The sequence below is a fragment of the Rahnella woolbedingensis genome, from assembly GCF_003602095.1.
GTDB lineage: Bacteria > Pseudomonadota > Gammaproteobacteria > Enterobacterales > Enterobacteriaceae > Rahnella > Rahnella woolbedingensis.
In genome coordinates, this window is sequence record NZ_RAHH01000010.1 from 129,674 (window position 1) to 151,563 (window position 21,890).

General features: G+C 53.4%; 16 protein-coding genes. 10 read left to right on the plus strand and 6 right to left on the minus strand.

Going from position 1 to position 21,890, the window contains the following annotated elements; translation table 11 throughout:
* Nucleotides 1-2 precede the first annotated feature (2 nt).
* On the plus strand, nt 3-725 hold the full coding sequence (gene lpxH, locus D6C13_RS10530; RefSeq protein ID WP_120132702.1) for a UDP-2,3-diacylglucosamine diphosphatase: 723 nt from the start codon (nt 3-5) through the stop codon (nt 723-725).
* Between the two features lie 111 nt (nt 726-836).
* Here lpxH and D6C13_RS10535 read toward each other — a convergent pair whose 3' ends face one another.
* Entirely contained in the window at nt 837-1,469 is a 633-nt protein-coding gene (locus D6C13_RS10535) for a MiaE family protein (RefSeq protein ID WP_120132703.1), read from the minus strand.
* Between the two features lie 180 nt (nt 1,470-1,649).
* Between D6C13_RS10535 and purE the strand changes: the two genes are divergently transcribed.
* Nucleotides 1,650-2,159 carry a 5-(carboxyamino)imidazole ribonucleotide mutase gene (purE, locus tag D6C13_RS10540; protein ID WP_112287560.1) on the plus strand — a complete coding sequence of 170 codons (510 nt, stop codon included), beginning with the start codon at nt 1,650-1,652 and terminating at the stop codon, nt 2,157-2,159.
* Nucleotides 2,156-3,220 (plus strand): 5-(carboxyamino)imidazole ribonucleotide synthase, encoded by a 1,065-nt coding sequence (gene purK / locus D6C13_RS10545; protein WP_120132704.1) that lies wholly within the window; start codon nt 2,156-2,158, stop codon nt 3,218-3,220. Before purE ends, purK begins: the two co-directional genes overlap by 4 nt.
* 142 nt (nt 3,221-3,362) lie before the next feature.
* Here the strand turns inward: purK and ybbP are convergent, their stop codons facing one another.
* Both ybbP and ybbA read right to left on the minus strand, forming a co-directional pair.
* Nucleotides 3,363-5,795: a putative ABC transporter permease subunit YbbP gene (gene ybbP, locus D6C13_RS10550; protein WP_120132705.1), complete on the minus strand. Its 2,433-nt coding sequence runs from the start codon at nt 5,793-5,795 to the stop codon at nt 3,363-3,365.
* Nucleotides 5,792-6,478: a putative ABC transporter ATP-binding protein YbbA gene (gene ybbA / locus D6C13_RS10555; protein ID WP_120132706.1), complete on the minus strand. Its 687-nt coding sequence runs from the start codon at nt 6,476-6,478 to the stop codon at nt 5,792-5,794. Before ybbA ends, ybbP begins: the two co-directional genes overlap by 4 nt.
* On the opposite strand from ybbA, the gene tesA reads away from it, so the two are divergent.
* The 6 genes from tesA to D6C13_RS10585 all read left to right on the plus strand — a co-directional run bounded on the left by tesA (nt 6,449) and on the right by D6C13_RS10585 (nt 16,972).
* Nucleotides 6,449-7,078, plus strand: coding sequence for a multifunctional acyl-CoA thioesterase I/protease I/lysophospholipase L1 (tesA, locus tag D6C13_RS10560; protein WP_244212674.1), 630 nt, complete (start codon nt 6,449-6,451; stop codon nt 7,076-7,078). The two genes, ybbA and tesA, sit on opposite strands and share 30 nt — an antisense overlap.
* A 120-nt stretch (nt 7,079-7,198) precedes the next feature.
* Nucleotides 7,199-7,975 (plus strand): SDR family oxidoreductase, encoded by a 777-nt coding sequence (locus tag D6C13_RS10565; protein WP_120132708.1) that lies wholly within the window; start codon nt 7,199-7,201, stop codon nt 7,973-7,975.
* An 87-nt stretch (nt 7,976-8,062) separates the two neighbouring features.
* Nucleotides 8,063-8,914, plus strand: a complete 852-nt coding sequence (locus D6C13_RS10570; protein WP_120132709.1) for a co-chaperone YbbN — start codon at nt 8,063-8,065, stop codon at nt 8,912-8,914.
* 439 nt (nt 8,915-9,353) lie between these two features.
* Complete coding sequence (locus tag D6C13_RS10575; RefSeq protein ID WP_167458017.1) at nt 9,354-15,356, plus strand: S6 family peptidase; 6,003 nt, start codon at nt 9,354-9,356, stop codon at nt 15,354-15,356.
* A 240-nt stretch (nt 15,357-15,596) separates the two neighbouring features.
* Nucleotides 15,597-16,517: an SPFH domain-containing protein gene (locus tag D6C13_RS10580; protein WP_120132711.1), complete on the plus strand. Its 921-nt coding sequence runs from the start codon at nt 15,597-15,599 to the stop codon at nt 16,515-16,517.
* On the plus strand, nt 16,517-16,972 hold the full coding sequence (locus tag D6C13_RS10585) for an NfeD family protein (RefSeq protein WP_120132712.1): 456 nt from the start codon (nt 16,517-16,519) through the stop codon (nt 16,970-16,972). The genes D6C13_RS10580 and D6C13_RS10585 overlap by 1 nt, the downstream gene beginning before the upstream one ends.
* On the opposite strand, the gene cueR is transcribed toward D6C13_RS10585, so the two are convergent.
* From cueR to D6C13_RS10600, 3 genes are all read right to left on the minus strand, one after another.
* On the minus strand, nt 16,969-17,373 hold the full coding sequence (gene cueR, locus D6C13_RS10590; RefSeq protein WP_120132713.1) for a Cu(I)-responsive transcriptional regulator: 405 nt from the start codon (nt 17,371-17,373) through the stop codon (nt 16,969-16,971). The two genes, D6C13_RS10585 and cueR, sit on opposite strands and share 4 nt — an antisense overlap.
* 62 nt (nt 17,374-17,435) lie before the next feature.
* On the minus strand, nt 17,436-18,221 hold the full coding sequence (locus D6C13_RS10595; RefSeq protein WP_208642876.1) for a molybdate ABC transporter permease subunit: 786 nt from the start codon (nt 18,219-18,221) through the stop codon (nt 17,436-17,438).
* Nucleotides 18,193-19,104, minus strand: coding sequence for an extracellular solute-binding protein (locus D6C13_RS10600; RefSeq protein WP_425272711.1), 912 nt, complete (start codon nt 19,102-19,104; stop codon nt 18,193-18,195). Before D6C13_RS10600 ends, D6C13_RS10595 begins: the two co-directional genes overlap by 29 nt.
* 193 nt (nt 19,105-19,297) lie before the next feature.
* Here D6C13_RS10600 and copA point away from each other — a divergent pair, with 193 nt between their 5' ends.
* On the plus strand, nt 19,298-21,829 hold the full coding sequence (copA, locus tag D6C13_RS10605; protein ID WP_120132716.1) for a copper-exporting P-type ATPase CopA: 2,532 nt from the start codon (nt 19,298-19,300) through the stop codon (nt 21,827-21,829).
* The last annotated feature ends 61 nt before the right edge of the window (nt 21,830-21,890 follow it).

Sequence of the window (21,890 nt, forward strand, 5' to 3'; positions counted from 1 at the left end):
GGATGACCACGTTTTTTATCGCAGATATTCATCTTTGCGCACAGGAACCGGCAATCACTGCCGGTTTTCTGCGTTTTTTGCGTGAAGATGCGCCGCAGGCCGATGCCCTGTACATTCTCGGCGACCTGTTCGAAGCCTGGATTGGCGACGATGACCCGCAACCGCTTCACACCGAAATCTCCGCCGCGCTGAATCATTTGCATCAGCAAGGCGTTCCTTGCTTTTTCATTCACGGCAACCGCGATTTTTTGCTCGGCAGACGTTTTGCCCGCGACAGCCTGATGACGCTGCTGCCGGAGAAAAAAGTACTGGAGCTGTATGGCCGCCGCGTGTTGATCCTGCACGGTGACACGCTGTGTACCGACGATGTTGCTTATCAAAACTTCCGCAAAAAAGTCCACAATCCGTTTATCCAGAAACTGTTCCTGATACTGCCGCTGAAATGGCGACTGGGCATTGCCGCCAGAATGCGCGCCAACAGCAAGGCGTCTAATCAGGGAAAATCACTGGAAATCATGGATGTGAACCCGCAGGCGGTGGTCAGCGAAATGCAGGCGGCAGGCGTCGAGTGGATGATCCACGGTCACACCCATCGCCCGGCGATCCACGATGTGCCGCTGGAGAACAAAACCGGCCACCGCGTGGTACTCGGCGCATGGCACGAAGAAGGCTCGATGGTGAAAGTCACCGCCGATGACGTCGAACTGATCAGCTTCCCGTTTTAAGCCATCTCAAAATTACCCGAAATAATTTGAGTTTCTGGAAGGCGACAAGCTCATGAATCCCTGGGAGCATAGCTGACTAAGTGACCGGGGTGAATGAGCGCAGTCAACGCATCAGCAGCTCGAAGTATGAAGGGTAACGGGTACACCGCTGTGGAAGCGGAACTGCTCATCCGGCGTTAAAATCAGTTCCGCTTCGATTCTGCCAAACTCCTCTACCCGCTCACTGATGTCCGTTCCGGCATACTGTTCGGCCAGCGCCAGATAATCGGCAAAATGCCGTGATTCCGAGCGCAGCAGCGAGGTGTAAAAGCGCGACAAGGTTTCATCAAGATGCGGTGCAATCTTGGCAAAACGCTCGCACGAACGTGCTTCGATATACGCCCCGATAATCAGCCGGTCGACCAGAATATTCAGATCGTCGTGATGACGGGTATGCTTGATCATACCGCTGGCGTAGCGCGACGGTGAAAGCTGGGTATAAGTGATATTGCGTTTTTGCATGATTTCCACCACCTGCTCAAAGTGGTGAAGCTCTTCGCGAGCCAGACGCGCCGCACAAAACAGCAGCTCGGTCCGATCCAGATATTTCGTCATCAGGCTCATCGCCGTCGCCGCCGCTTTCTTTTCACAGTTCGCGTGGTCAATCAGCATGACCGTCTGATTTTCCAGCGCCACATCCACCCAAAGAGCGGGCGTTTCACAGTGAAGAAAATCATAAGTCGGTGCCAGTAAAGCCTGCGTCATAAATCATTTTCCAATCAAATTTGTTATTAATATATTGGCTCGGATTATACAAATCTGCGGCAAACTTCTCATCAAAAATGCGCCGTTTTCCGGCGACGCAACCGTTTTCCTCCCTCGCGGAGCATGCTATCATTTGCGCCCTCGCAGTTTCTATTTCCGAACCACAGGAGCTTTACAGACATGTCATCCAACGTTACCCCGGCAAAAATCGCCATCGTTATGGGGTCTAAAAGTGACTGGGCGACCATGCAGTTCGCCGCCGAAGTCCTCACAACGCTGAATATTCCTTTCCATGTCGATATCGTCTCCGCTCACCGTACGCCGGACAAATTGTTCACTTTCGCTGAGCAGGCGTCGGCCAATGGTTTTGATGTGATCATCGCAGGCGCAGGCGGCGCGGCACATCTTCCGGGCATGCTGGCGGCGAAAACGCTGGTGCCGGTGCTCGGTGTTCCGGTGCAAAGTGCAGCCCTGAGTGGCATCGACAGCCTGTATTCCATCGTACAAATGCCGCGCGGTATTCCGGTTGGTACGCTGGCGATTGGTAAAGCCGGTGCCGCCAACGCCGCCTTACTGGCCGCACAAATTCTGGCGCTGCACGATGCTGAGATTGCTAAAAATCTGGCTGCATGGCGCACAGCGCAAACTGACGAAGTACTGAATAATCCCGATCCGCGGGAGGAAGCATGAAGCCGGTTTGCGTACTCGGAAACGGCCAGTTAGGCAGAATGCTGCGCCAGGCCGGTGAACCGCTGGGCATCGCCGTTTATCCCGTCGGGCTTGATGCCGAACCGGAAGCCGTGCCGTATCAGCAAAGCGTCATCACCGCTGAAATCGAACGCTGGCCGCAAACCGCGCTGACCCGCGAACTGGCGACACACAAAGCGTTTGTTAACCGTGAAATCTTCCCGCGTCTGGCCGACCGCCTGACGCAAAAACAGCTGCTCGACCAGCTCGGACTGGCAACTGCGCCATGGCAACTGCTGGCTAATGCTGCAGAATGGCCGCAGGTATTTTCAGAGATTGGCGAACTGGCGATTGTGAAACGCCGCGTCGGCGGTTACGACGGCCGCGGTCAGTGGCGATTACGTTCCGGCGAAGAAAATACGCTGCCGCAGGATTGCTATGGCGAGTGCATCGTTGAGCAGGGTATCAACTTTTCCGGCGAAGTCTCGCTGGTGGGTGCGCGCGGACATGACGGGAAAACCGTGTTTTATCCGCTGACCCACAATCTGCATCAGGACGGCATTCTGCGCACCAGCGTGGCACTGCCGCAACCGGATGCCGCCCTGCAACAGCAGGCGGAAAGTATGTTGTCAGCCATCCTCAACGAACTGAATTATGTCGGCGTGATGGCGATGGAATGTTTTGTGGTCAGCGAAGGTTTGCTGATAAACGAGCTGGCTCCGCGTGTTCACAACAGCGGACACTGGACGCAAAACGGCGCATCCTACAGCCAGTTTGAAATGCACCTGCGCGCCATTCTCGGCCTGCCGCTGCCAAAACCGGTAGTCAGTACGCCTTCAGTGATGGTGAACCTGATTGGCACCGATGTGTCAGAACAGTGGCTGAGCCTGCCGCTGGTCAATCTGCACTGGTATGAGAAAGAAGTGCGTCCGGGTCGTAAAGTCGGACACCTGAATCTCAACGACGCCAGTGCCAGCCTGCTGAAAGAAAACCTGAATGCACTGATCCCGATGCTGCCGGCAGAATACGCCAGCGGTATTGAATGGGCGGTTAAAAAGCTTTGATTTTCAAGCTCCTCCCCTGCGAAGGGGAGGGTTGGGGTGGGGTATTAAGGTCAAAATCTCATAGTTAAAGTGTGCTTTGACAAACAGTTAGCCATTAAAACCCCCTCCCTGCCTCCCCCTTCGCAGGGGGAGGAGCAAACCATTAACTATCGTACTGCCTGAACAGCGCCCGCCCCCGCAGTAACCGCACACCGAGCCAGCCACCGCAGACCGACAGCAGCACCGCGCTGACCACCGGCACCGCAATCCACATCAGGTAATTCGGTTCCCACGGAAAATCGAACACTTTGCGTTGCAGCAGCCATAATGCGGCCTCCGCGCCAATTGCAGCGGCGATGCCTGCGACAAGACCGAGCACGGCAAACTCGCACCACAGCGTCCGGTGCAGCATTTTTTTACTGGCACCCAACGTGCGGTAAACGATCAGCTCCTGACGGCGCTGACGCATACCCACCTGGATTTGCGCCAGCAGCAGCAATCCGCCGCACAGCATAACCAGCAGAACCATCACTTCCAGCGCCCTGCTCACCTGCTGTAATACCTGTCCGACCTGACGCAGGATCGAACCAATATCCAGTAAACTCAGCGTCGGGAACTGCCGGTTGAGCTGCGTAATCGTGCTGACATCGCCGTGATAGCGGAAACTGGTCAGCCAGCTTTGCGGCTGTGCATCCAGCGCACCCGGCGGGAAGATAAAGTAGAAATTGGGTTTCAGGCTGTCCCAGTCCACTTTACGCAAGCTGGTAATTTTCGCGCTGAATTCCTGCGTATCGCCGCTGAACGTGACGGCATCGCCGATTTTCAGCCCCAGACGTCCTGCCAGCCCTTCATCAATCGATACCTCTCCGGCTTTCGGTGGCCCGTTGCCTGCGACCAGCGGATTATGATCCGGCAGCCCTTCCATCCAGGTCAGGTTCAGCTCACGATTCACCGCTTCCCCGCCCGCATCATCCGGCTTGATGATGTCTGTGGCGACCTTATCGTTAATCTTCGTCAGGCGAACCCGTACAATCGGATAGAAGGTTTCCGGCTCCGCTTTATGCTGATGCAGGAAATCCGTCACCTGCGCAATTTGCTCTTTAGTGATATTGAGCAGGAAGTAATTCGGGCTGTCCGGCGGCAACTGTTGCTCCCAGCGGTTCAGCAAATCTCCGCGAAGCACCAGCAGCAGTGCCAGCAACATAAACGACATCGAGAACGCCGCCAGCTGGCTGAGCGTCACCCACGGCTGGCGCAGCAGACGGTTAACAGCGAGGCGCAACGGCAACTGGCGTAGCGTGAGTTTGCGTAACAACAACAGCGCGCCCCAGCCAATTACGCCGAGCAGCAGTGAAAGCACCAGCACACCCGCCAGCAGCGACCAGAGCAGCGAACTGCCGCCCATCAGCGCCGCCAGCAGTCCGACGACTACCAGCACCATCACCGGCAGGAAATAACGCAGCGGCCAGACATTAGCGACCACGTCATGACGCAGAACCCGCAGCGGCTGGGTCGCCAGCAACTGACGATACGGACGGATACCAATCAGCAGGGAGATCACCACCATCGCGCCCATCGACCATACCCACGGCCAGCCACCGGCAGGCGGCAAAGCGGCAGGCAGAACCGGTGCCAGCACCTTCATCAGAATCGCTTCAAACGCCAGACCCACTACGCTGCCGCAAATTCCCGCCAGCACCATCACTGCCAGCCACTGACCGATGATCAGTTTTTGCAGCGCCTTTTTCCCGGCACCCAATGTTTTCAGCACGGCAACCAGATCGTAACGGCTGCGGCAATAATGCCCCATCGAGACGGCAATGGCGGCAATGGACAGCATCAGCGTCAGCAGCGCAGACAGCGTGAGGAACTGCTGGGAACGCTGCAACGATTTACCCAGCGCACCTTCGGAATCTTCCATTCCGCTCCAGCGCTGATCGGGCTTGAGCAGGCCTTTAATTGCCTCACCATAGGTCTGAATGGCCTGCGGCGAACCGGCAAACATATAACGGTAGGTCAGACGACTGCCCGGTTGAATGGCACCGGGTTTCGGCACATCATCCAGGTTCATGATCACGCGGGGCGCGGTCTGGAACGGGTTAAAGCCCGAATCCGGCTCCTGAACAATCACACCGGCAATTTTCAGCGTGGTGTCGCCGACATCCAGATTGTCGCCGACTTTCACGTTCAGCAGCGCCAGCAAACGCGGCGCGACCAGCACCGTTCCCGGCTGAGGTTTCAGCCCCGCCGGTTCGGTTTGCAGCGCGCCATACAGCGGATACGCCAGATCAGTGGCTTTGACGGCCACCAGCTGCGGCGTTTCCCCGGCAAACGTCATGGTCATGAAAGTGAGCTGACGGCTGACTTTCAGTCCCTGCGACTGCGCATCCTGCAACCAAGCCTCGGTAATCGGATGAGCGGAACGCAGCACGCGGTCACCGGCGATAAACTCGCGGCTTTGCTGACTCAGCCCTTTGTCCATGCGGTCACTGATACTGCCGAGCGCCAGCACACAGGCAACCGCCAGCGTCAGCGCCAGCCAGACGATCAGCAGCGATGGCGAACGCCATTCCCGCCAGAACCAGCGCCAGATCATGCTTCCTCCCACAATTTCCCGTCGCGCAGACGTAACCGCCGCTGGCAACGCGCGGCCAACTGCTCATCATGCGTGACCAGGATCAGCGTTGTCGCTGCATCGCGGTTCAGGGAGAACAGCAGGTCGACAATACGCTCACCGGTGGCGCGATCCAGATTGCCGGTCGGCTCATCGGCGAAAAGTAATTTTGGTTTGCCAATAAACGCCCGCGCCAGTGCCACACGCTGCTGTTCGCCACCGGAAAGCTGCGCCGGAAGATGATGCAGACGCCCGCCCAGCCCGAGGCTTTCCAGCAACTGCACCGCCTGCTGACGGCTGCTGGCGTCGCTTTCCCCGCGTAACAACGCAGGAAGCTGCACGTTTTCCAGCGCGTTGAGCGTCGGCACCAGCATGAAAGACTGGAACACGAAGCCGACATTTTTTGCCCGCAGTGCCGCGCGCCCTTCTTCGTTGAGTTCGCCGAGCGATTTGCCCAGCAACTTCACGTCGCCGCTGGTGCCGTCATCCAGCCCGGCAAGAATGCCAAGCAAAGTAGATTTACCGGAACCGGATTCGCCAATCAGGGCAATTGTCTGGGCAGGTTTGACAACCAGCTCCACACCGGACAGGATGGTGAGCTGACCTTCACCCTGACCGACGTGCTTACTTAGATGATGAACCTCAAGAACATTTTCCGCTGGCATCTCCCCTTCCTTATGTTGTTAGGATTATTGAGTTTTCGCGCCGTTGCTGCTGATAACCTGCTGATTATTGGCGACAGTTTGAGTGCAGTCTATCGCCTTCCGGTAGCCGAATCCTGGCCGACATTACTGAATAACAAATGGCAAAAAGAAGGTGGAAAGCCCACCATCATTAACGCCAGCATCAGCGGCGATACCGCTGAACAAGGTCTGGCGCGTTTGCAAACCTTACTGCAACAACACCATCCGCGCTGGGTGTTGATTGAACTGGGCGCCAACGACGGGTTGCGCGGATTTGCGCCGCAGACTATTTCGCAAACGCTGACGCAGATTATCAGTCAGGTCAAACAGGCCAATGCCCAGCCGCTGCTGATGCAAATCCGTCTGCCGCCTAATTATGGCCGCCGCTACGGTGATGCGTTCTACGCCATTTATCCGGCGCTGGCGAAGCAGGAAAGTATCCCGCTGGTGCCGTTCTTTATGGAACAGGTCGCCGTAAAACCTGAATGGATGCAGGATGACGGATTACATCCGGCACTGGCAGCGCAGTCGTTTATTGCCGACTGGATGTCTGAAAAACTCACACCGCTGGTGACGCATTAAGTTTAAGATACGACGAATAAAATAATACCGGGACGTGAGTAAAACCAAGACGTTACCTTTTCATCCGACTCCCTAGTAAATCACAGTCATAAAAAATAGGGACATCCCACAGGTAAAGTTATGCAAAAAGCTGTATTAATCACCGGTTGTTCCAGTGGTATCGGGTTAGTCGCTGCGCAGGATTTACGCGCACGCGGCTATCGGGTGCTGGCGGCATGTCGTAAAACGCAAGATATCGATACGCTGCAACAAATGGGTTTTGAAACTATTCAGTTAGATCTGGACGACAAACAGAGTGTCGAACTCGCCGCCGCCGAGGTGATTGCGCTGACGGGAAACCGCCTGTACGGCCTGTTTAACAATGCCGGTTATGGCGTTTACGGCCCGCTCAGCACCATCAGCCGTGAACAGTTCGAGCAGCAATTTTCCACCAACCTTTTCGGCACGCATCAGCTGACTCAGCTTTTACTGCCCGCCATGTTACCGCACGGCGAAGGCCGCATTATCCAGACCAGTTCGGTGATGGGGCTGGTTACCACGCCGCGTCGTGGCGTTTATGCCGCCAGTAAATTTGCGCTGGAAGCCTGGTCCGACACCCTGCGTATGGAGCTGCACGGCACCGGGATTCAGGTCAGCCTGATTGAGCCCGGCCCGCTGAGCAGCAACTTCACCGCCAACGTCAATCAGTCGCAGGCCGGCCAGCCGGTAGAAAATCCGGGTATTGCCCGTCGTTTTACGCTCAAACCGGAGGCAGTTTTACCCAAACTGCACCATGCTTTAGAAAACCCGCGCGCGCGTTTTCGTTATCCGGTCACGCTGGTCGCCCATACGCTGGCAGTGCTTAAGCGCCTGCTGCCATCCCGTTTGCTGGACAAAATATTACGCGGAAACAGCTAAGTAAAAGCGATAAGGGGTTGAAGCGGCACGAGTCGCCCCCATTTCCTTTTTAATGCTTTTAACGCCTTAGTCAGAGAGACAGAATTCATGCTTCCTACAATTATCGATATCAACGAAACCAACCTGCACCAGACGCTGGAACAATCCATGTCTGTGCCGGTCATGTTCTATTTCTGGTCTGAGCGCAGCCAGCACTGCCTGCAACTGGGGCCGGTTCTCGACAAACTGGCTGCGGAATATGCCGGTCAGCTGGTTCTGGCGAAAGTGGACTGCGATACCGAGCAGATGATTGCCCAGCAGTTTGGTCTGCGTTCGATCCCTGCGGTTTACCTGTTTAAAGACGGTCAGCCTGTCGATGGTTTCCAGGGACCGCAGCCGGAAGAAGTGATCCGCGAATTACTGCAAAAAGTGCTGCCGAAAGAAGAAGAGCTGAAACTGGCTCAGGCGCAGGAGTTAATGCAACAGGACGACGCTGCAGGCGCGCTGCCATTACTGAAAGACGCATGGCAACTGAGCAATTATCGCAGTGATATCGGGATGCTGCTGGCGGAAGTGCAAATTCAGCTCAACCGTTCCGACGATGCCGAAGCCGTGCTGGCAACCATCCCGTTGCAGGATAAAGACTCCCGTTATCAGGGGCTGATTGCGCAAATCGAATTGCTGAAACAGGCGGCTGATACGCCGGAAATTCAGCTGCTGCAACAGGAATTACAGCAAGATCCCGAGAACGCCGAACTCATTGTTAAACTCAGCCTGCAATTGCATCAGGTCGGGCGTAACGAAGAAGCGCTGGAACTGCTGATGGCGCCGCTGAAAAAAGATTTAGGTGCGGCGAACGGTGCGGCGCGTAAAACGCTGATGGATATCATGGCAGCACTCGGTACCGGCGATGCACTGGCTGCCAAATATCGCCGCCAGTTATATTCTCTGCTTTACTAATAATTCAATCGATGCCTGACACGCCGGCTCAGTGCCGGCTTTTTTTTTGCCACCCCGCCTGCAGAGAAACAATATCACATTCAGAATTATTGCTTCTATTTATACCCATGAGCAATTAGCGATACGCTTCATAATAAAAACAAATGAATTAATATTTAAATATTACCCATACAAATTAATTAACAGATTGAGATAGCAGGATACACACTTTAATAATAATGATATTCTTCGCGCGGGCAATATTACTAACGCTCTCCGGACTCCCTTCGCACCCACACATAAACCAATTAAATCAACACAATAGAAAAATTTAAAAAATTATTACAGAAAGCCATTTGAAATATTTCATAAACATGGAGTTTATTATATGAAATTGAGAAAAGGATTTATTTCCTCAATAATATTGATGGGGCAGATGAATTGCGCATCCGCAGCATTAATGCGTGATGATATAAGCGTGCAGGTTTACCGTGACTATGCAGAGAACCGTGGAGTATTTTCTCCGGGAGCGTTGAACGTTCCCGTCTACCATATAGACGGTTCTGAGAGTGGAATACTCAATGTCATTCCTGATTTTAGCTCTAGCTCAGACGGCGGATTCTCAACCTTAATTACCTCTCAGATTGCGCCTTCCGCAGCGCATGTTAGTTACACAGATAACCTCACCTTTGCCAAACGTTTTCAGCAACTTGATGCAACCTTGTTCAGTGGTGCTGAAAATGCTTCAAGTTATACATTAATGAATGAAGTCACTGAACGCGCATACGATATCAGCGCGGGCGATGATTATAAGCTGACTCGGTTACGAACGCTGGTGACGGATGCCGCACCTTCTGAATTGTTTACCGATATGTCCCAACTGAAAAAAGGCCTGGCTATTGCCCGCGTCGGTGGCGGTTATCTGACCATTGCTTTTGCAGGCGGTGGCTCCGAAACTCTTGATTATGGCCCTGAGGCTGGCGGAACAAATATTATTAACACCGTCAGCAAGAACGGCGATGTTTACACTTTCACTTATAAATTAACTGAACAGCAAAAAACGGCATTAGATGTTGGCGCAATGTCCGGGGATAGCGGTAGTGGGATCTGGGGCTGGGATTCGACATCAAAAAGCTGGAAATTTCTTGGCATACATTCGGCGCATAGCGGAGTACAACAATATGACACTCTGACAAACATCGGAAAGGCAGCCCCGGACTGGACACTCGCCACTATAGAAAGTTTTAACGATCCGGCTATTAATACGCTAAATAGCGATGACATTATTGATGTCGGTTATCAGGATATGTATACCGGAGAAGGTCATTTCATACTCAATGGCAAATACATTAATTATCACGGGATACGTACGGATATCGATTCAGCCACTCTGGCTGATGCGGATTTTGAAAATAATAAAAACCTGATCCTCGGGGGCGCGGGGGGTACCCTCCGGCTCAATTCAGGTAATTTGAATTTGGGGGCAGGTTCCATCACCTTTAATTCGGATTATATTCTTTCTGACGGCGGCGACAGCAGTCGCCGCCTCAACAGTGCCGGTTATATCATCAATGCAGGCGCTGTTGTCACCAGTTTACTTACCGGTGGCGTGGGTGATATCTGGCGAAAACTCGGTGAAGGCACGCTCATCATCGCCGGTAACGGAAATAATCAGGCGGGATTAAACATCGGTGAAGGGCTGACTATTTTACAACGCGCCGGCGGATCAGCGCTGAAAACATTACATATCAGCAGTGGTCGCGGTACGGTCCGGCTCGGTGCCGCCGGTCAGCTCGACGGAACCCAGGTCGGCTTCGGCACCCGAGGCGGCATCCTTGACCTCTACGGCCAGTCGCTTAGCTGGGACGACATTATCCACATGGATAACGGCGCGACGATTGCTGCCACAAAATCAGGTGCGCAGTCCACTTTCACCTTTACCGGCAACGGACCTAAAACCTACCTGGGCAATTTTATCGACGGTGGCTCACTTCAGGACGGGTTGCTACATCTTGTATATGCCCCGACGACCAAAGATTCATCCTGGACTTTGAAAGGGTATATAAATACCCGCGGCGGAATGGATATTACGTCCGGTAAACTGGCGGTTCAGGGCGCTCTGACCCTGCATGCCGGCGGATATATCGACCCGACTCAGTATGAAAAAGCCACTTTTGATTTGGGCGACAGCCTGGTCAACCTGACTGATGCCAGTTTTACCGTCGGGCGCAATGCAACAGCGCGTGGACATTTCGTTCTTGATGATACATCGACCCTGGTCGTCGATTCCCGCGGTGAGACAAGCAGTGATGCTCAGGGTGTTCTTGAAGGGGCTTATCTGGACGGTAGTGTTAACTTAACAACAAAAAATTCTACTCTCCGGGTCACACCTGACGACAAGTTCAGGGTGCAAATCAATGCCGATTTAACCGGTAAAGGCCGCATCATCAAAGAAGGTGCAGGCACCCTTTTCATCACCGGTATCAATATGCTCACCGGAAACAGCCTGATTTCAGATGGCCGGGTGATCGTAAGCACGCTCGCCGGTCTGGGCTCACAGCATGACGGCTGGACGATAGAGAAAACAGGTGTTCTGGATGTGGGTGACAACGCCGGCAGCATCGCCAGTATTCTGGATACAATATCTGACACATCCCGGGGCGTGCTTGCGCTCAATGGCGCTATAACCTCTTCCGCTGATATTAAGAGTCTGACGGATGAACTGTATATCGGCAGCAGTAATTATTTATCGCTCGGCACTTTCGGGCAGAAACTGACGACAAGCTCCGATGAATTCTATCTGGGGGGCGGTGATGGCACAGTCGGTATCAAAGGCAGCCTCTCGTTAGGCGACGCGTTGTATCTGGGAAATGGGGAAAGCCACGGCATCGTTCGTATAGAAAGTCACAACGACAACTGGCTAGGAAACATTGAGTTACGGCAAGGAATTACCCTCACCGGAGACTTTGACGATTCTCTCGGAGATGGCACTCTGAGTGTGAGTTACGGTGCCGCAGCCAGCTCAAAATTCTTATCAAATATCACCCGTGATTCTGCCGGAATGATCAACATCGATCAGGCGAAAAAATTTGATTTCGACCTCAGTGATTTCAAGCAATTAGCGTTAGGAGCACTGGCCGGCGAAACGCTGACGCTCGACCAGCCACTCACTGCCACGCAAACCGGCTATTACTTCTCGGGGTCGGGTGATGTGCTGATAAACAGTACTCTGGATAAAAATGAAAATCTCACGATTGATGCGCAGGACAATCAGGGCGGTGTCATTACCCTGAACCAGGCAAATGATCTGCAAAGTCTGGTGACCTTGCGGGGTTACAATGCCAGTAATGCATCTTCAACGAAAAGTGACGAAACCCTGAAGCTTGGCGTTGATGAGGCAATTGGCAACAAGGCGCGCTTAATATTAGAAGATGGCAGTATTCTCGATCTTAACGGCCATACCGCATCTCTGGATATTGAAAAAAGCAGTCAACTCTCCAAAATAATTTCAACGCAAGATAATAAAGATTCAATACTTAATTTGCTGGTTAATGCCGACATTACACTTAACAGTATTATCTCCGGGGCAAATATCCATCTGAATAAAATGGGGCTCGGCACTTTATTTCTGACAGGTGCAAATACCTTCAGTGGGGATACTTTATTAACATCCGGAAAAACCGTTCTCAATAACAGTCTTGGATTTGGCCAGGGCACTAATAACGTGACCGTTGCTAAAGATGCGCAACTCGATCTTTCAGGTTATAGCCTTGAGAATATAATAACACTGGATTCGGGCAGTTTACTGAATACCCGTTCCGGCGCTGTCAGCATTGGGGGAGTGAACCTTAAAAATGACAGCCTGATGACGTTCTATAGCACATCCGATAAAGCAACCATTGGCTCTTATCAGCTAAATGGACATCACCTGACTGTTGATAACATTTCCACCAAGTTAGACGCTTCACCCTTTGATAACGGAGATATTACTTTCAATCAAAGCAAAGTGGAATGGACCGGTAACAACGGCTTGTTAAGCAACAGCACGGGCTCATTCATCGTTGGAAACGGAACAACACTCGAGTTGCGGGACATAGATCAAACCGCCGGGTCAGCAAAAACGTTGGAACTTGATGGCGGTACCATTGCATCAGGCACTAACGGCAATGGGGGCGGTGCAGGGGCCAAACTTCGTAGTGATATTAATGTTACGGGCAGCGGAACATTAGTGGGTAATAATTACTCATTCGGAAAGGTTCTCGGCCTTTATGGCGCCCTTACCGGCAACGGAACACTTAATATTTCCGGCAATCAGGGTGTCAGTTTTTATGGCGATATGTCCGATTTTACTGGCGAGTTGCTAGTGCAAAATAAAGGCATTGCTTATTTTGCACCAGAACAGGACACAAAAATTGGAGCAAGTATCACCTCCGCAGGCAGCGGGAAAGCGGTTAAGCAAGGAACCGGAAGCCTTACCCTGAGCGGGAATAACAAGGGTTATATTAATGAGCTTGAAATCAGAGAGGGGAAATTAGCCCTTAGCACAGCACAATCCGTCACTGGCGGGAAAATTAAAATAACCGGCGGCAGTCTGGCGTTCGACAGCGATGAAGATCTGACTCTGAACAATATCATTAGTGGCACAGCCGGGAGCATTGTTAAACAAGGCTCGGGGAGCACAGTGCTCAACGCAGTGAATACGTTTAATCAGGAAACAGTGATTCAGGAAGGCACACTGATGGTGGGTGATGCGATGCATACCAACGCGCAATTAGCCGGAAATATCAATGTTGATCCTTTCGGTACATTGCAGGGCTACGGCACGGTCGGCGGAAATGTCTACAATAACGGCTATGTCCGCCCGGCAGGCGCAGGAAAAACATTTAGCATTAAAGGCAAATACAGCCAAAGCCCGGATGCTACGTTGTTCATCGACATTGATCCTCTGCTGGGTGCCTCAAGGCTGATGATCACTGGAGCTGCAGAGTTAGCCGGACATATACAAACACTCTTCGCGCCAGGCACTTATACTGAGCAGGCTTATAACGTTCTCATTGCGATAGGCGGCGTCACTGGAAGTTTTGACGATAACCTTCAGATGGGCAATGACAGCATGAGCCAGTCTCTGAGTTATGCAGCCAACAGCGTGACCCTGACAACGTTGGTGAAACCGATTGACCCAGTCGACCCTGTGAATCCGGTCGACCCTGTAAACCCGGTCGACCCTGTGAATCCGGTTGACCCGGTTGACCCTGTGAACCCGGTCGACCCTGTGAACCCGGTCGACCCTGTGAACCCGGTTGACCCTGTAAACCCGGTCGACCCTGTGAATCCGGTTGACCCTGTCATTCCGGTTGATCCTGTCGTTCCGGTTGACCCTGTCGTTCCGGTTGACCCTGTCGTTCCGGTTGACCCTGTCGTTCCGGTTGACCCTGTCGTTCCGGTTGATCCGGTGACTCCGGTCGATCCGCAGCCAAGGTTTGTTGTGCGCCCGGATAATATTCACGCATACGATCCGCAAATGATGGCTATTGGTTTGCAGAAACCGACAACCCGCAGTTTGCAACAGGTGGACTGGGCATTAAATCCAATCGTTAAATCTGCCTGCACTATTTCAGGTGAATGCTTCAGCGACGATGCAATCTGGATCACTCCGCACACCAGCAAAGGTTCGGGCAGTTCCGGTCTGAACGCAGACATTGATGGTATTTCTACCGGTGGTTATGTTGAAAGTCAGGATAGCCGCGTTGGCCTTTCCGTCGATTATTCAGATTTTGATCTCTCAATGGAAGGTGCTTCATCTTCCTCAAACCGTTATGCCGTCAATGTCTTTGCATCAGAGAGGTTTAACGCTTTCGTATTGAGTGGCTCACTGGGATATACACACTCACCTACGGACACCACTCGTCAGGTCGCCAGCAGTGGGATTTCGCTGGGTGAAGGGAAAAGTTCCCTTTCTGCCGAAGCAGTTTCGACGGCGCTCAGCATCAGCTGGCCGCTGGCTGTGGGAGACACAAAAATTGTTCCGCAGGTAGGCGTCAACGCCCTGAATGTCCATTACTCAGGCTTTGACGAAAGCATGTCGGCTAACCAGGAAATATTCAGGTCGGTCATTGGCAAAATGAAAGTTCGCGGTGGTTCAGATAACTATCAAAGCGTGCAGCCGAATCTGGGTATCAGTATTTACAACACATTCAGTATTGCGGGCAAAGAAGTGACGCCAAACCTGAACCTGACCTATCGCCGGGAAATGATGGATGATAATGACAGTACGGTTTACAGCAATGACGGGACCGCATTCTCAGTCGCAGGCAACACGTTAGGCCGTGATATTGCCGAGTATTCCATGGGCGTCGACGTCAAACTCAGCCCGAACCTGCACACAACGCTCAGTTACACCGGCAGTTGGCAGCAGGGGTATCAATCTCAGGAAGGCATGATTCAGGTGAAGTATAATTTCTGATTAAAAAAAACAAACAGATCACGTATACGCTCAGGTAAAAACTGACCTCAAGGCTGCGAACTATTCGCAGCCTTTTCACGTCTTTTGTCCCCTGAACTATCCTTTATCAATACGATGCAACCGTTTTTGTGCGACAATTGAACACACACTATGCCGGTTGGCGGATGTGCCAGGGACATGTTTTTACTCGATTATTTCATCCGAAATAGTCAGGACACCGTTTTACAGGAGTTTCACACTATGTTTGATCTGATTCCCATCCCCATTCTCATTCTGATCGTGCTGGCGCTGCTGGTGGTTTACGCCGGGATCAAAATCGTGCCACAGGGTTATCAGTGGACCGTCGAACGCTTTGGCCGTTACACCAAAACCCTGATGCCAGGCCTGAATCTGGTGGTGCCATTTGTGGACCGCATCGGCCGTAAAATCAATATGATGGAACAAGTGCTGGATATTCCTTCTCAGGAAGTCATTTCCCGCGATAACGCCAATGTGGCCATCGACGCAGTCTGCTTTATTCAGGTAATTGACCCGGCACGCGCTGCGTATGAAGTCAGCAATCTGGAACAGGCGATCGTCAACCTGACCATGACTAACTTCCGTACGGTATTGGGTTCGATGGAACTTGATGAAATGTTGTCACAACGCGACAACATCAACGCACGTTTGCTGCATATCGTCGATGAAGCCACCAATCCGTGGGGCATTAAAATCACCCGTATCGAAATCCGTGACGTGCGTCCGCCAGCTGAACTTATCTCCGCCATGAACGCGCAGATGAAAGCCGAACGTACAAAGCGTGCCGATATTCTGGAAGCGGAAGGCGTGCGTCAGTCCGCCATTTTGCGTGCTGAAGGTGAAAAGCAGTCGCAAATTCTGAAAGCGGAAGGTGAACGTCAGTCAGCGTTCCTGCAGGCTGAAGCGCGTGAACGTGCGGCAGAAGCAGAAGCTCAGGCGACCAAAATGGTATCTGAAGCCATTGAAGCCGGCAGCGTGCAGGCGATTAACTACTTCGTGGCACAAAAATATACCGATGCACTGACCAAAATCGGCTCTGCGAATAACAGCAAAATCATCATGATGCCGCTGGATGCCACCAGTCTGATGGGGTCTATCGGCGGGATTGCAGAGCTGCTGAAAGAAACCAAAGGCGGAAAATAATGCTACAAGACCTCATGGCAAGTCCGCATCTGTTCTGGCTGTCTCTGGGCGGCCTGCTTTTGGCGGCTGAGCTGGTCGGTGCAAGTGGTTACTTACTGTGGAGCGGCGTCGCAGCCGCGCTGGTCGGGGTATTAACGTGGATTATCCCGCTGCCGTGGGAATGGCAGGGCACCGCGTTTGCGCTGCTGACGATTGTGGCAGCGTGGTTGTGGTGGAAGTGGCTGAATCAGCGCATGGATAAATCTGCGGGAAATTCAGCGCTGAACCAGCGCGGTCAGCAGTTAGTGGGCACTCACGCCACCGTGCTGGAACCGGTAAACAATCAGTTCACACGGGTGCAAATCGGTGACAGCAGCTGGCGTGCCATCTGCACCTCACCGCTGAACGTCGGTGACAAAGTGGTGATCACCGGCGTAGAAGGCGCGACACTGCGCGTGGAGCCGAATGCCCGTTAGTGTTGCTTATGACAGCAGCCGGACAGATTGTCGATAATCGGGCAGTCCGCCCCTTCGTCACCCGGACAGGCATCCGCAAGCGTCAGTAAGCGCTCACGCATCGCTTTCAGTTCTTCAATGTGCCGCTCAATTTCGGCGGCCTTTTCTAATGTCCGCGCTTTAACGTCCGCGCTGTGCCGTTCAGGATTGTGGAACAACGCTACCAGTTCCTGACATTCTTCCAGGGTAAATCCGACCTGCCGTGCCTGACGTAATAACGTCAGTTCTTCGATATGTTTTTGTGCATAGCTGCGGTAGCCGTTTTCGCTGCGAGCCGGTGCCGTGACCAGCCCTTTCTCTTCATAAAAACGAATCGCTTTACTGGTGAGACCGGTTTTTTTTGCCACATCACTGATATTCATTTCGCCTCCACGACAACCTGATTTTTGCGCATGATACGAACATCATACGTCATCAGAGACGATCAGCTGTAATGGACGGTCTGTTTTTTGGTACGCAGAAGCAGCCACATCGGCAAGGGTAAAGTCACAATCAGCAGGATCCACAGCAGCGAATACACCGAAGTCACGCCGTCGTTTTGCAGGTTTATAAACATTTTGACCGGAATGCCCTGCGGGAAATAGCAGAATACCATCACGATGCCAAACTCCCCGATGGCGCGCACCCAAGCGATCGCCACACCGGCGGCAATCCCGCGCGAAGCCAGCGGTAATGTGAGGCGGATAAACACCTGAAACGGTGAGGCACCGAGCGTTTTACCGGCCTCCTCAACATCCTTCGGCACCGCTTCCAGCGCCCCTCTCGCGGAGAGTATAAAATACGGTAACGCACCATAAATCTGCGCCAGCACAAACGCGGGCGCATTGTTATTGAGCGTCATACCGACAGCAGAAAGAATTTCCCCGACTGAACCGTAAGGCCCGTAAACTGACACCAGCAAAATCCCCATCGCCAGCGGCGGAGTCAGCAGCGGGATCAGCACCAGTACTTCCACCACATTGCGCCAGCGCGATGACGTTTTCGCCAGCCAGAAAGCCACCGGTAAACCAAGCAAAACAATCAGCCCCACCGACACCAGACTGAGTCCGAGCGAAACCGCCACCGCGTGGCTGTCGCCGTATGCCAGATGAAAATCTGACCACGGCGTCAGGAAAAACAGGGTAACAAACGGCACCATCAGCAGTGCCAGTGCGGGAACCGCCAGTCCTGACGCGCGCAATTTAAAGGTTTCCGCCTTTCGGTTTGTCATAGCCATTTTGTTCAAACAGCTTCTGGCCCTTCGCACTTTGCATGTAGCTGATAAATTCTTTTGCCAGTTCAGGATGCGGCGCGTTGTTCAGCACCACCGCGTAGAACACCAGCGGCTGGGTAGTTAGCGTTTTCTCCTTGCCGGTCGCATCTTTCACATTGAACGTCACTTTGCTGTACCAGCCCTTGCTCATCTGCGGATTGCTCAGATTAATTTCATCCGGCAATTTGATGTACGGCAGATGGGCAGAAAGGGTGGCGCTTTCGTAGCCCGACGCGGCATCAACTTGACCGGCTTCCAGTCGCGTCAGCAATCCGCCTTCGCCGGAAATCTGTTTAGGGTTCTGCACGTCGCCCAGCACCGCTTTTTCCAGCCCCGGTTGTTTATAGTAGTTTTCCGCCAGCATCATGGTGAAAATGATGTTCTGCCCCTGCGGATCGCTGACCGGATCAGTGCGGCCAAATTGCAGCCCCGGCGTTTGCAGCACTTTCCACCACGGTTCTGCGCCCGCTTTTCCGTCTTTGATAGCAGCAAATTTTTCGGCGTATTTACCTTTTGGGTTGTAGGCGATCACCATACTGGTGCTGGCGACCGGAATAGCCTGCCCGGCCATTCCGGCTTTTTGCAGGATCTCAACCGGCCCCGGTGTGATGGAGACAAACACGTCTGCCACGACTTTTTTCGACGCCAGCAAGTTCGCCATGCCGTAAGCGCCCTGCCCTTGTCCCTGATAATTTACCTTCTTCTCTTTCGCGAAATCCGGACCCAGATATTTGTCCATCACCACGCCCATCGAACCGGCGTACGTCACACGAAAATCGTCAGCAGCTTGTGAAACCTGTGCCGCCATTAATCCTGCCATCAGCAGAAGCGTTGTCTGCATCTTTGCCATCGAAATCCCCTTGCCATTCATCGTTATATAATTTGGGAGATAACGATAAGCCAATCTGCTGAGAAGTTTCTAAATAAATTGTAAATAGACGATAAATGAAAATAACCCATACTGCGGCTTGACCTTCCCCTTGCTGGAAGGTTTATCCTCTGTCCTTAGTGAAGTTAACCCAAGGAAAATAATCATGACGACCACCGTATTATCTCTGCAAGGCCTGTCCTGCGGGCACTGCGTGGCTTCAACGCGTAAAGCGCTGGAAGCTGTGGAAGGCACGACTGCCGTTGAAGTTTCTCTGGATAAAGCCATCGTCAAAGGCGATGCCAGCAGCCAAAGCCTGGTCGATGCCGTTGTTAACGCCGGTTATGAAGCACAGGTAGTGGAAGACGCATCCCCAAAATCTGAGCCGCTGACCGATAAGGCGAAAGTTTTGCCGGAACCCCTGTCAGCGGCGGCGTCACCTGTTCCGGCACAAACTTATGCGCCACAAACCACAGACGGCAGCGTACAGCTGCTGCTCAGCGGCATGAGTTGCGCCAGTTGCGTCAGTAAAGTGCAGCGAGCGCTGGAAGGCGTGAACGGTGTCGAACGGGCGCGGGTTAATCTGGCGGAACGCAGCGCGCTGGTCAGTGGTAATGCTGATCAGATTGCCCTGGTTGCCGCCGTTGAACATGCCGGTTACGGCGCCGAAATCATTATCGATGAAACGAAACGCCGTGAGCGCCAGCAACAAACCTCACGTAAAAGCATGATCCGTTTCAGCTGGCAGGCCGCTGTCGGCTTAGCCGCCGGTATCCCGATGATGTTATGGGGATTACTGGGCGGTGAAATGATGGTGACCGCCGGCAACCAGACCGGCTGGCTGATCGTCGGTGTGCTGACGCTGCTGATCATGATAATCGCGGGTGGCCATTTTTACCGGAGTGCCTGGAAAAGCCTGATGCACGGCAGCGCCAATATGGACACGCTGGTGTCGCTCGGTACCGGCGCAGCCTGGATATTTTCCTTCGCGGTCAGTCTGTGGCCGCAAGCGTTCCCGATGCAGGCGCGGCATCTTTATTACGAAGCCAGCGTGATGATTATCGGTCTGATTAATCTCGGACATGCAATGGAACAACGCGGACGTCAGCGCTCTTCTCAGGCTCTTGAACGTCTGTTGGATCTTACCCCTCCTACCGCCCGCGTCGTGACCGCTGAAGGCGAGAAAACCCTGCCGCTGGCGGAAGTTCAGCAAGGTATGACGCTGCGCCTGACTACCGGTGATCGGGTCCCCGTTGACGGCGAAATTCAAAGTGGCGAAGCCTGGATGGATGAGGCGATGCTGACCGGCGAACCGATCCCGCAACAGAAATCGCAGGGTGAAAAAGTCCATGCCGGTACGCTGGTCAAAGACGGCAGCGTGCTGTTCCGCGCGGATGCCATCGGCAGCCAGACCACTCTTTCCCGCATTATTAATCTGGTACGCGAAGCGCAAAGCAGTAAACCTGAAATCGGCAAGCTGGCGGATAAAATCTCTGCCGTCTTTGTGCCGGTAGTGGTGCTGATTGCTTTGTTCAGTGGTGCCATCTGGTACTTCTTTGGTCCGCAACCGCAGCTGATGTACACGCTGGTGATTGTCACCACGGTACTGATTATCGCTTGTCCTTGCGCGCTGGGTCTGGCGACGCCGATGTCGATTACCGCCGGTGTCGGGCGCGCCGCAGAGTTCGGGGTGCTGGTGCGTGATGCTGATGCGCTGCAAAAAGCCAGTACGCTTTCCACGCTGGTATTTGATAAAACCGGGACGCTGACCGAAGGCCTGCCGAAAGTGACAGACATTCACACGTTCAGCGGTTTCAGTGAGCAGCAGGCTTTACGGTTTGCCGCTGCACTGGAGAAAGGTTCACATCATCCTCTGGCTCAGGCGATTGTCGAAAAAGCGGAAGGGCTGGAAATCCCCCAGATCGTGAATTTCCGTACCCTTGGCGGGCTGGGTTTGCGCGGCGACGTGGAAGAACACTCCCTGCTGCTGGGTAATCAGGCGCTGATGCAGGAAAACGGCGTCGATACTCAGGCGGCTGATGCGCTGCTGGACAAACTGGCCGGAGAAGGCGCAACGCCGGTATTGCTGGCCGCCAGCGGGAAAATTGCGGCGCTGTTTGCCCTGCGTGATCCGCTGCGTGAAGACAGCGTCAGTGCGTTGCAACGCCTGCATCAGCTGGGGTATCAGCTGGTGATGCTGACCGGCGATAACCCGCGTACTGCGCAGGCTATTGCGGCGCAGGCAGGGATTGATACGGTGATTGCCGGTGTACGTCCGCAAGGCAAAGCCGACGCTATCAAAGCTTTGCAGGCCAAAGGGCTGCTGGTCGCCATGATTGGCGACGGCATCAACGATGCCCCGGCACTGGCTCAGGCGGATGTCGGGATTGCGATGGGTGGCGGCAGCGATGTCGCAATAGAAACCGCGGCTATTACGCTGATGCGTCCGAGCCTGAACGGTGTCGCCGATGCGCTGGCGATGTCTCAGGCGACATTGCGTAATATGAAGCAGAACCTGCTGGGTGCCTTTGTGTACAACGTGATTGGTATCCCGGTTGCCGCCGGTGTGCTTTATCCCCTGACCGGAACCCTGCTCAGCCCGATAGTGGCAGGTGCGGCAATGGCGCTGTCTTCCATCACGGTGGTAGCCAACGCAAACCGTCTGTTGCGCTTTTCACCTAAAAAAGGGCAGTCATGAAAAACACGCCGAAAAAACAAGACGTTTCCCCTGTTCGCTAAACCGCAGGCGCGTTAGCATG

Coding starts and splice junctions, on each gene's coding strand:
- D6C13_RS10575 (WP_167458017.1), top strand. CDS start 9,354: ATGCGTGATGATATAAGCGTGCAGGTTTACCGTGACTATGCAGAGAAC.
- D6C13_RS10585 (WP_120132712.1), top strand. CDS start 16,517: ATGCTACAAGACCTCATGGCAAGTCCGCATCTGTTCTGGCTGTCTCTG.
- D6C13_RS10600 (WP_425272711.1), bottom strand. CDS start 19,104: ATGCAGACAACGCTTCTGCTGATGGCAGGATTAATGGCGGCACAGGTT.
- ybbP (WP_120132705.1), bottom strand. CDS start 5,795: ATGATCTGGCGCTGGTTCTGGCGGGAATGGCGTTCGCCATCGCTGCTG.
- D6C13_RS10595 (WP_208642876.1), bottom strand. CDS start 18,221: ATGACAAACCGAAAGGCGGAAACCTTTAAATTGCGCGCGTCAGGACTG.
- D6C13_RS10570 (WP_120132709.1), top strand. CDS start 8,063: ATGCTTCCTACAATTATCGATATCAACGAAACCAACCTGCACCAGACG.
- tesA (WP_244212674.1), top strand. CDS start 6,449: ATGAACCTCAAGAACATTTTCCGCTGGCATCTCCCCTTCCTTATGTTG.
- D6C13_RS10580 (WP_120132711.1), top strand. CDS start 15,597: ATGTTTGATCTGATTCCCATCCCCATTCTCATTCTGATCGTGCTGGCG.
- copA (WP_120132716.1), top strand. CDS start 19,298: ATGACGACCACCGTATTATCTCTGCAAGGCCTGTCCTGCGGGCACTGC.
- D6C13_RS10535 (WP_120132703.1), bottom strand. CDS start 1,469: ATGACGCAGGCTTTACTGGCACCGACTTATGATTTTCTTCACTGTGAA.
- lpxH (WP_120132702.1), top strand. CDS start 3: ATGACCACGTTTTTTATCGCAGATATTCATCTTTGCGCACAGGAACCG.
- D6C13_RS10565 (WP_120132708.1), top strand. CDS start 7,199: ATGCAAAAAGCTGTATTAATCACCGGTTGTTCCAGTGGTATCGGGTTA.
- ybbA (WP_120132706.1), bottom strand. CDS start 6,478: ATGCCAGCGGAAAATGTTCTTGAGGTTCATCATCTAAGTAAGCACGTC.
- cueR (WP_120132713.1), bottom strand. CDS start 17,373: ATGAATATCAGTGATGTGGCAAAAAAAACCGGTCTCACCAGTAAAGCG.
- purE (WP_112287560.1), top strand. CDS start 1,650: ATGTCATCCAACGTTACCCCGGCAAAAATCGCCATCGTTATGGGGTCT.
- purK (WP_120132704.1), top strand. CDS start 2,156: ATGAAGCCGGTTTGCGTACTCGGAAACGGCCAGTTAGGCAGAATGCTG.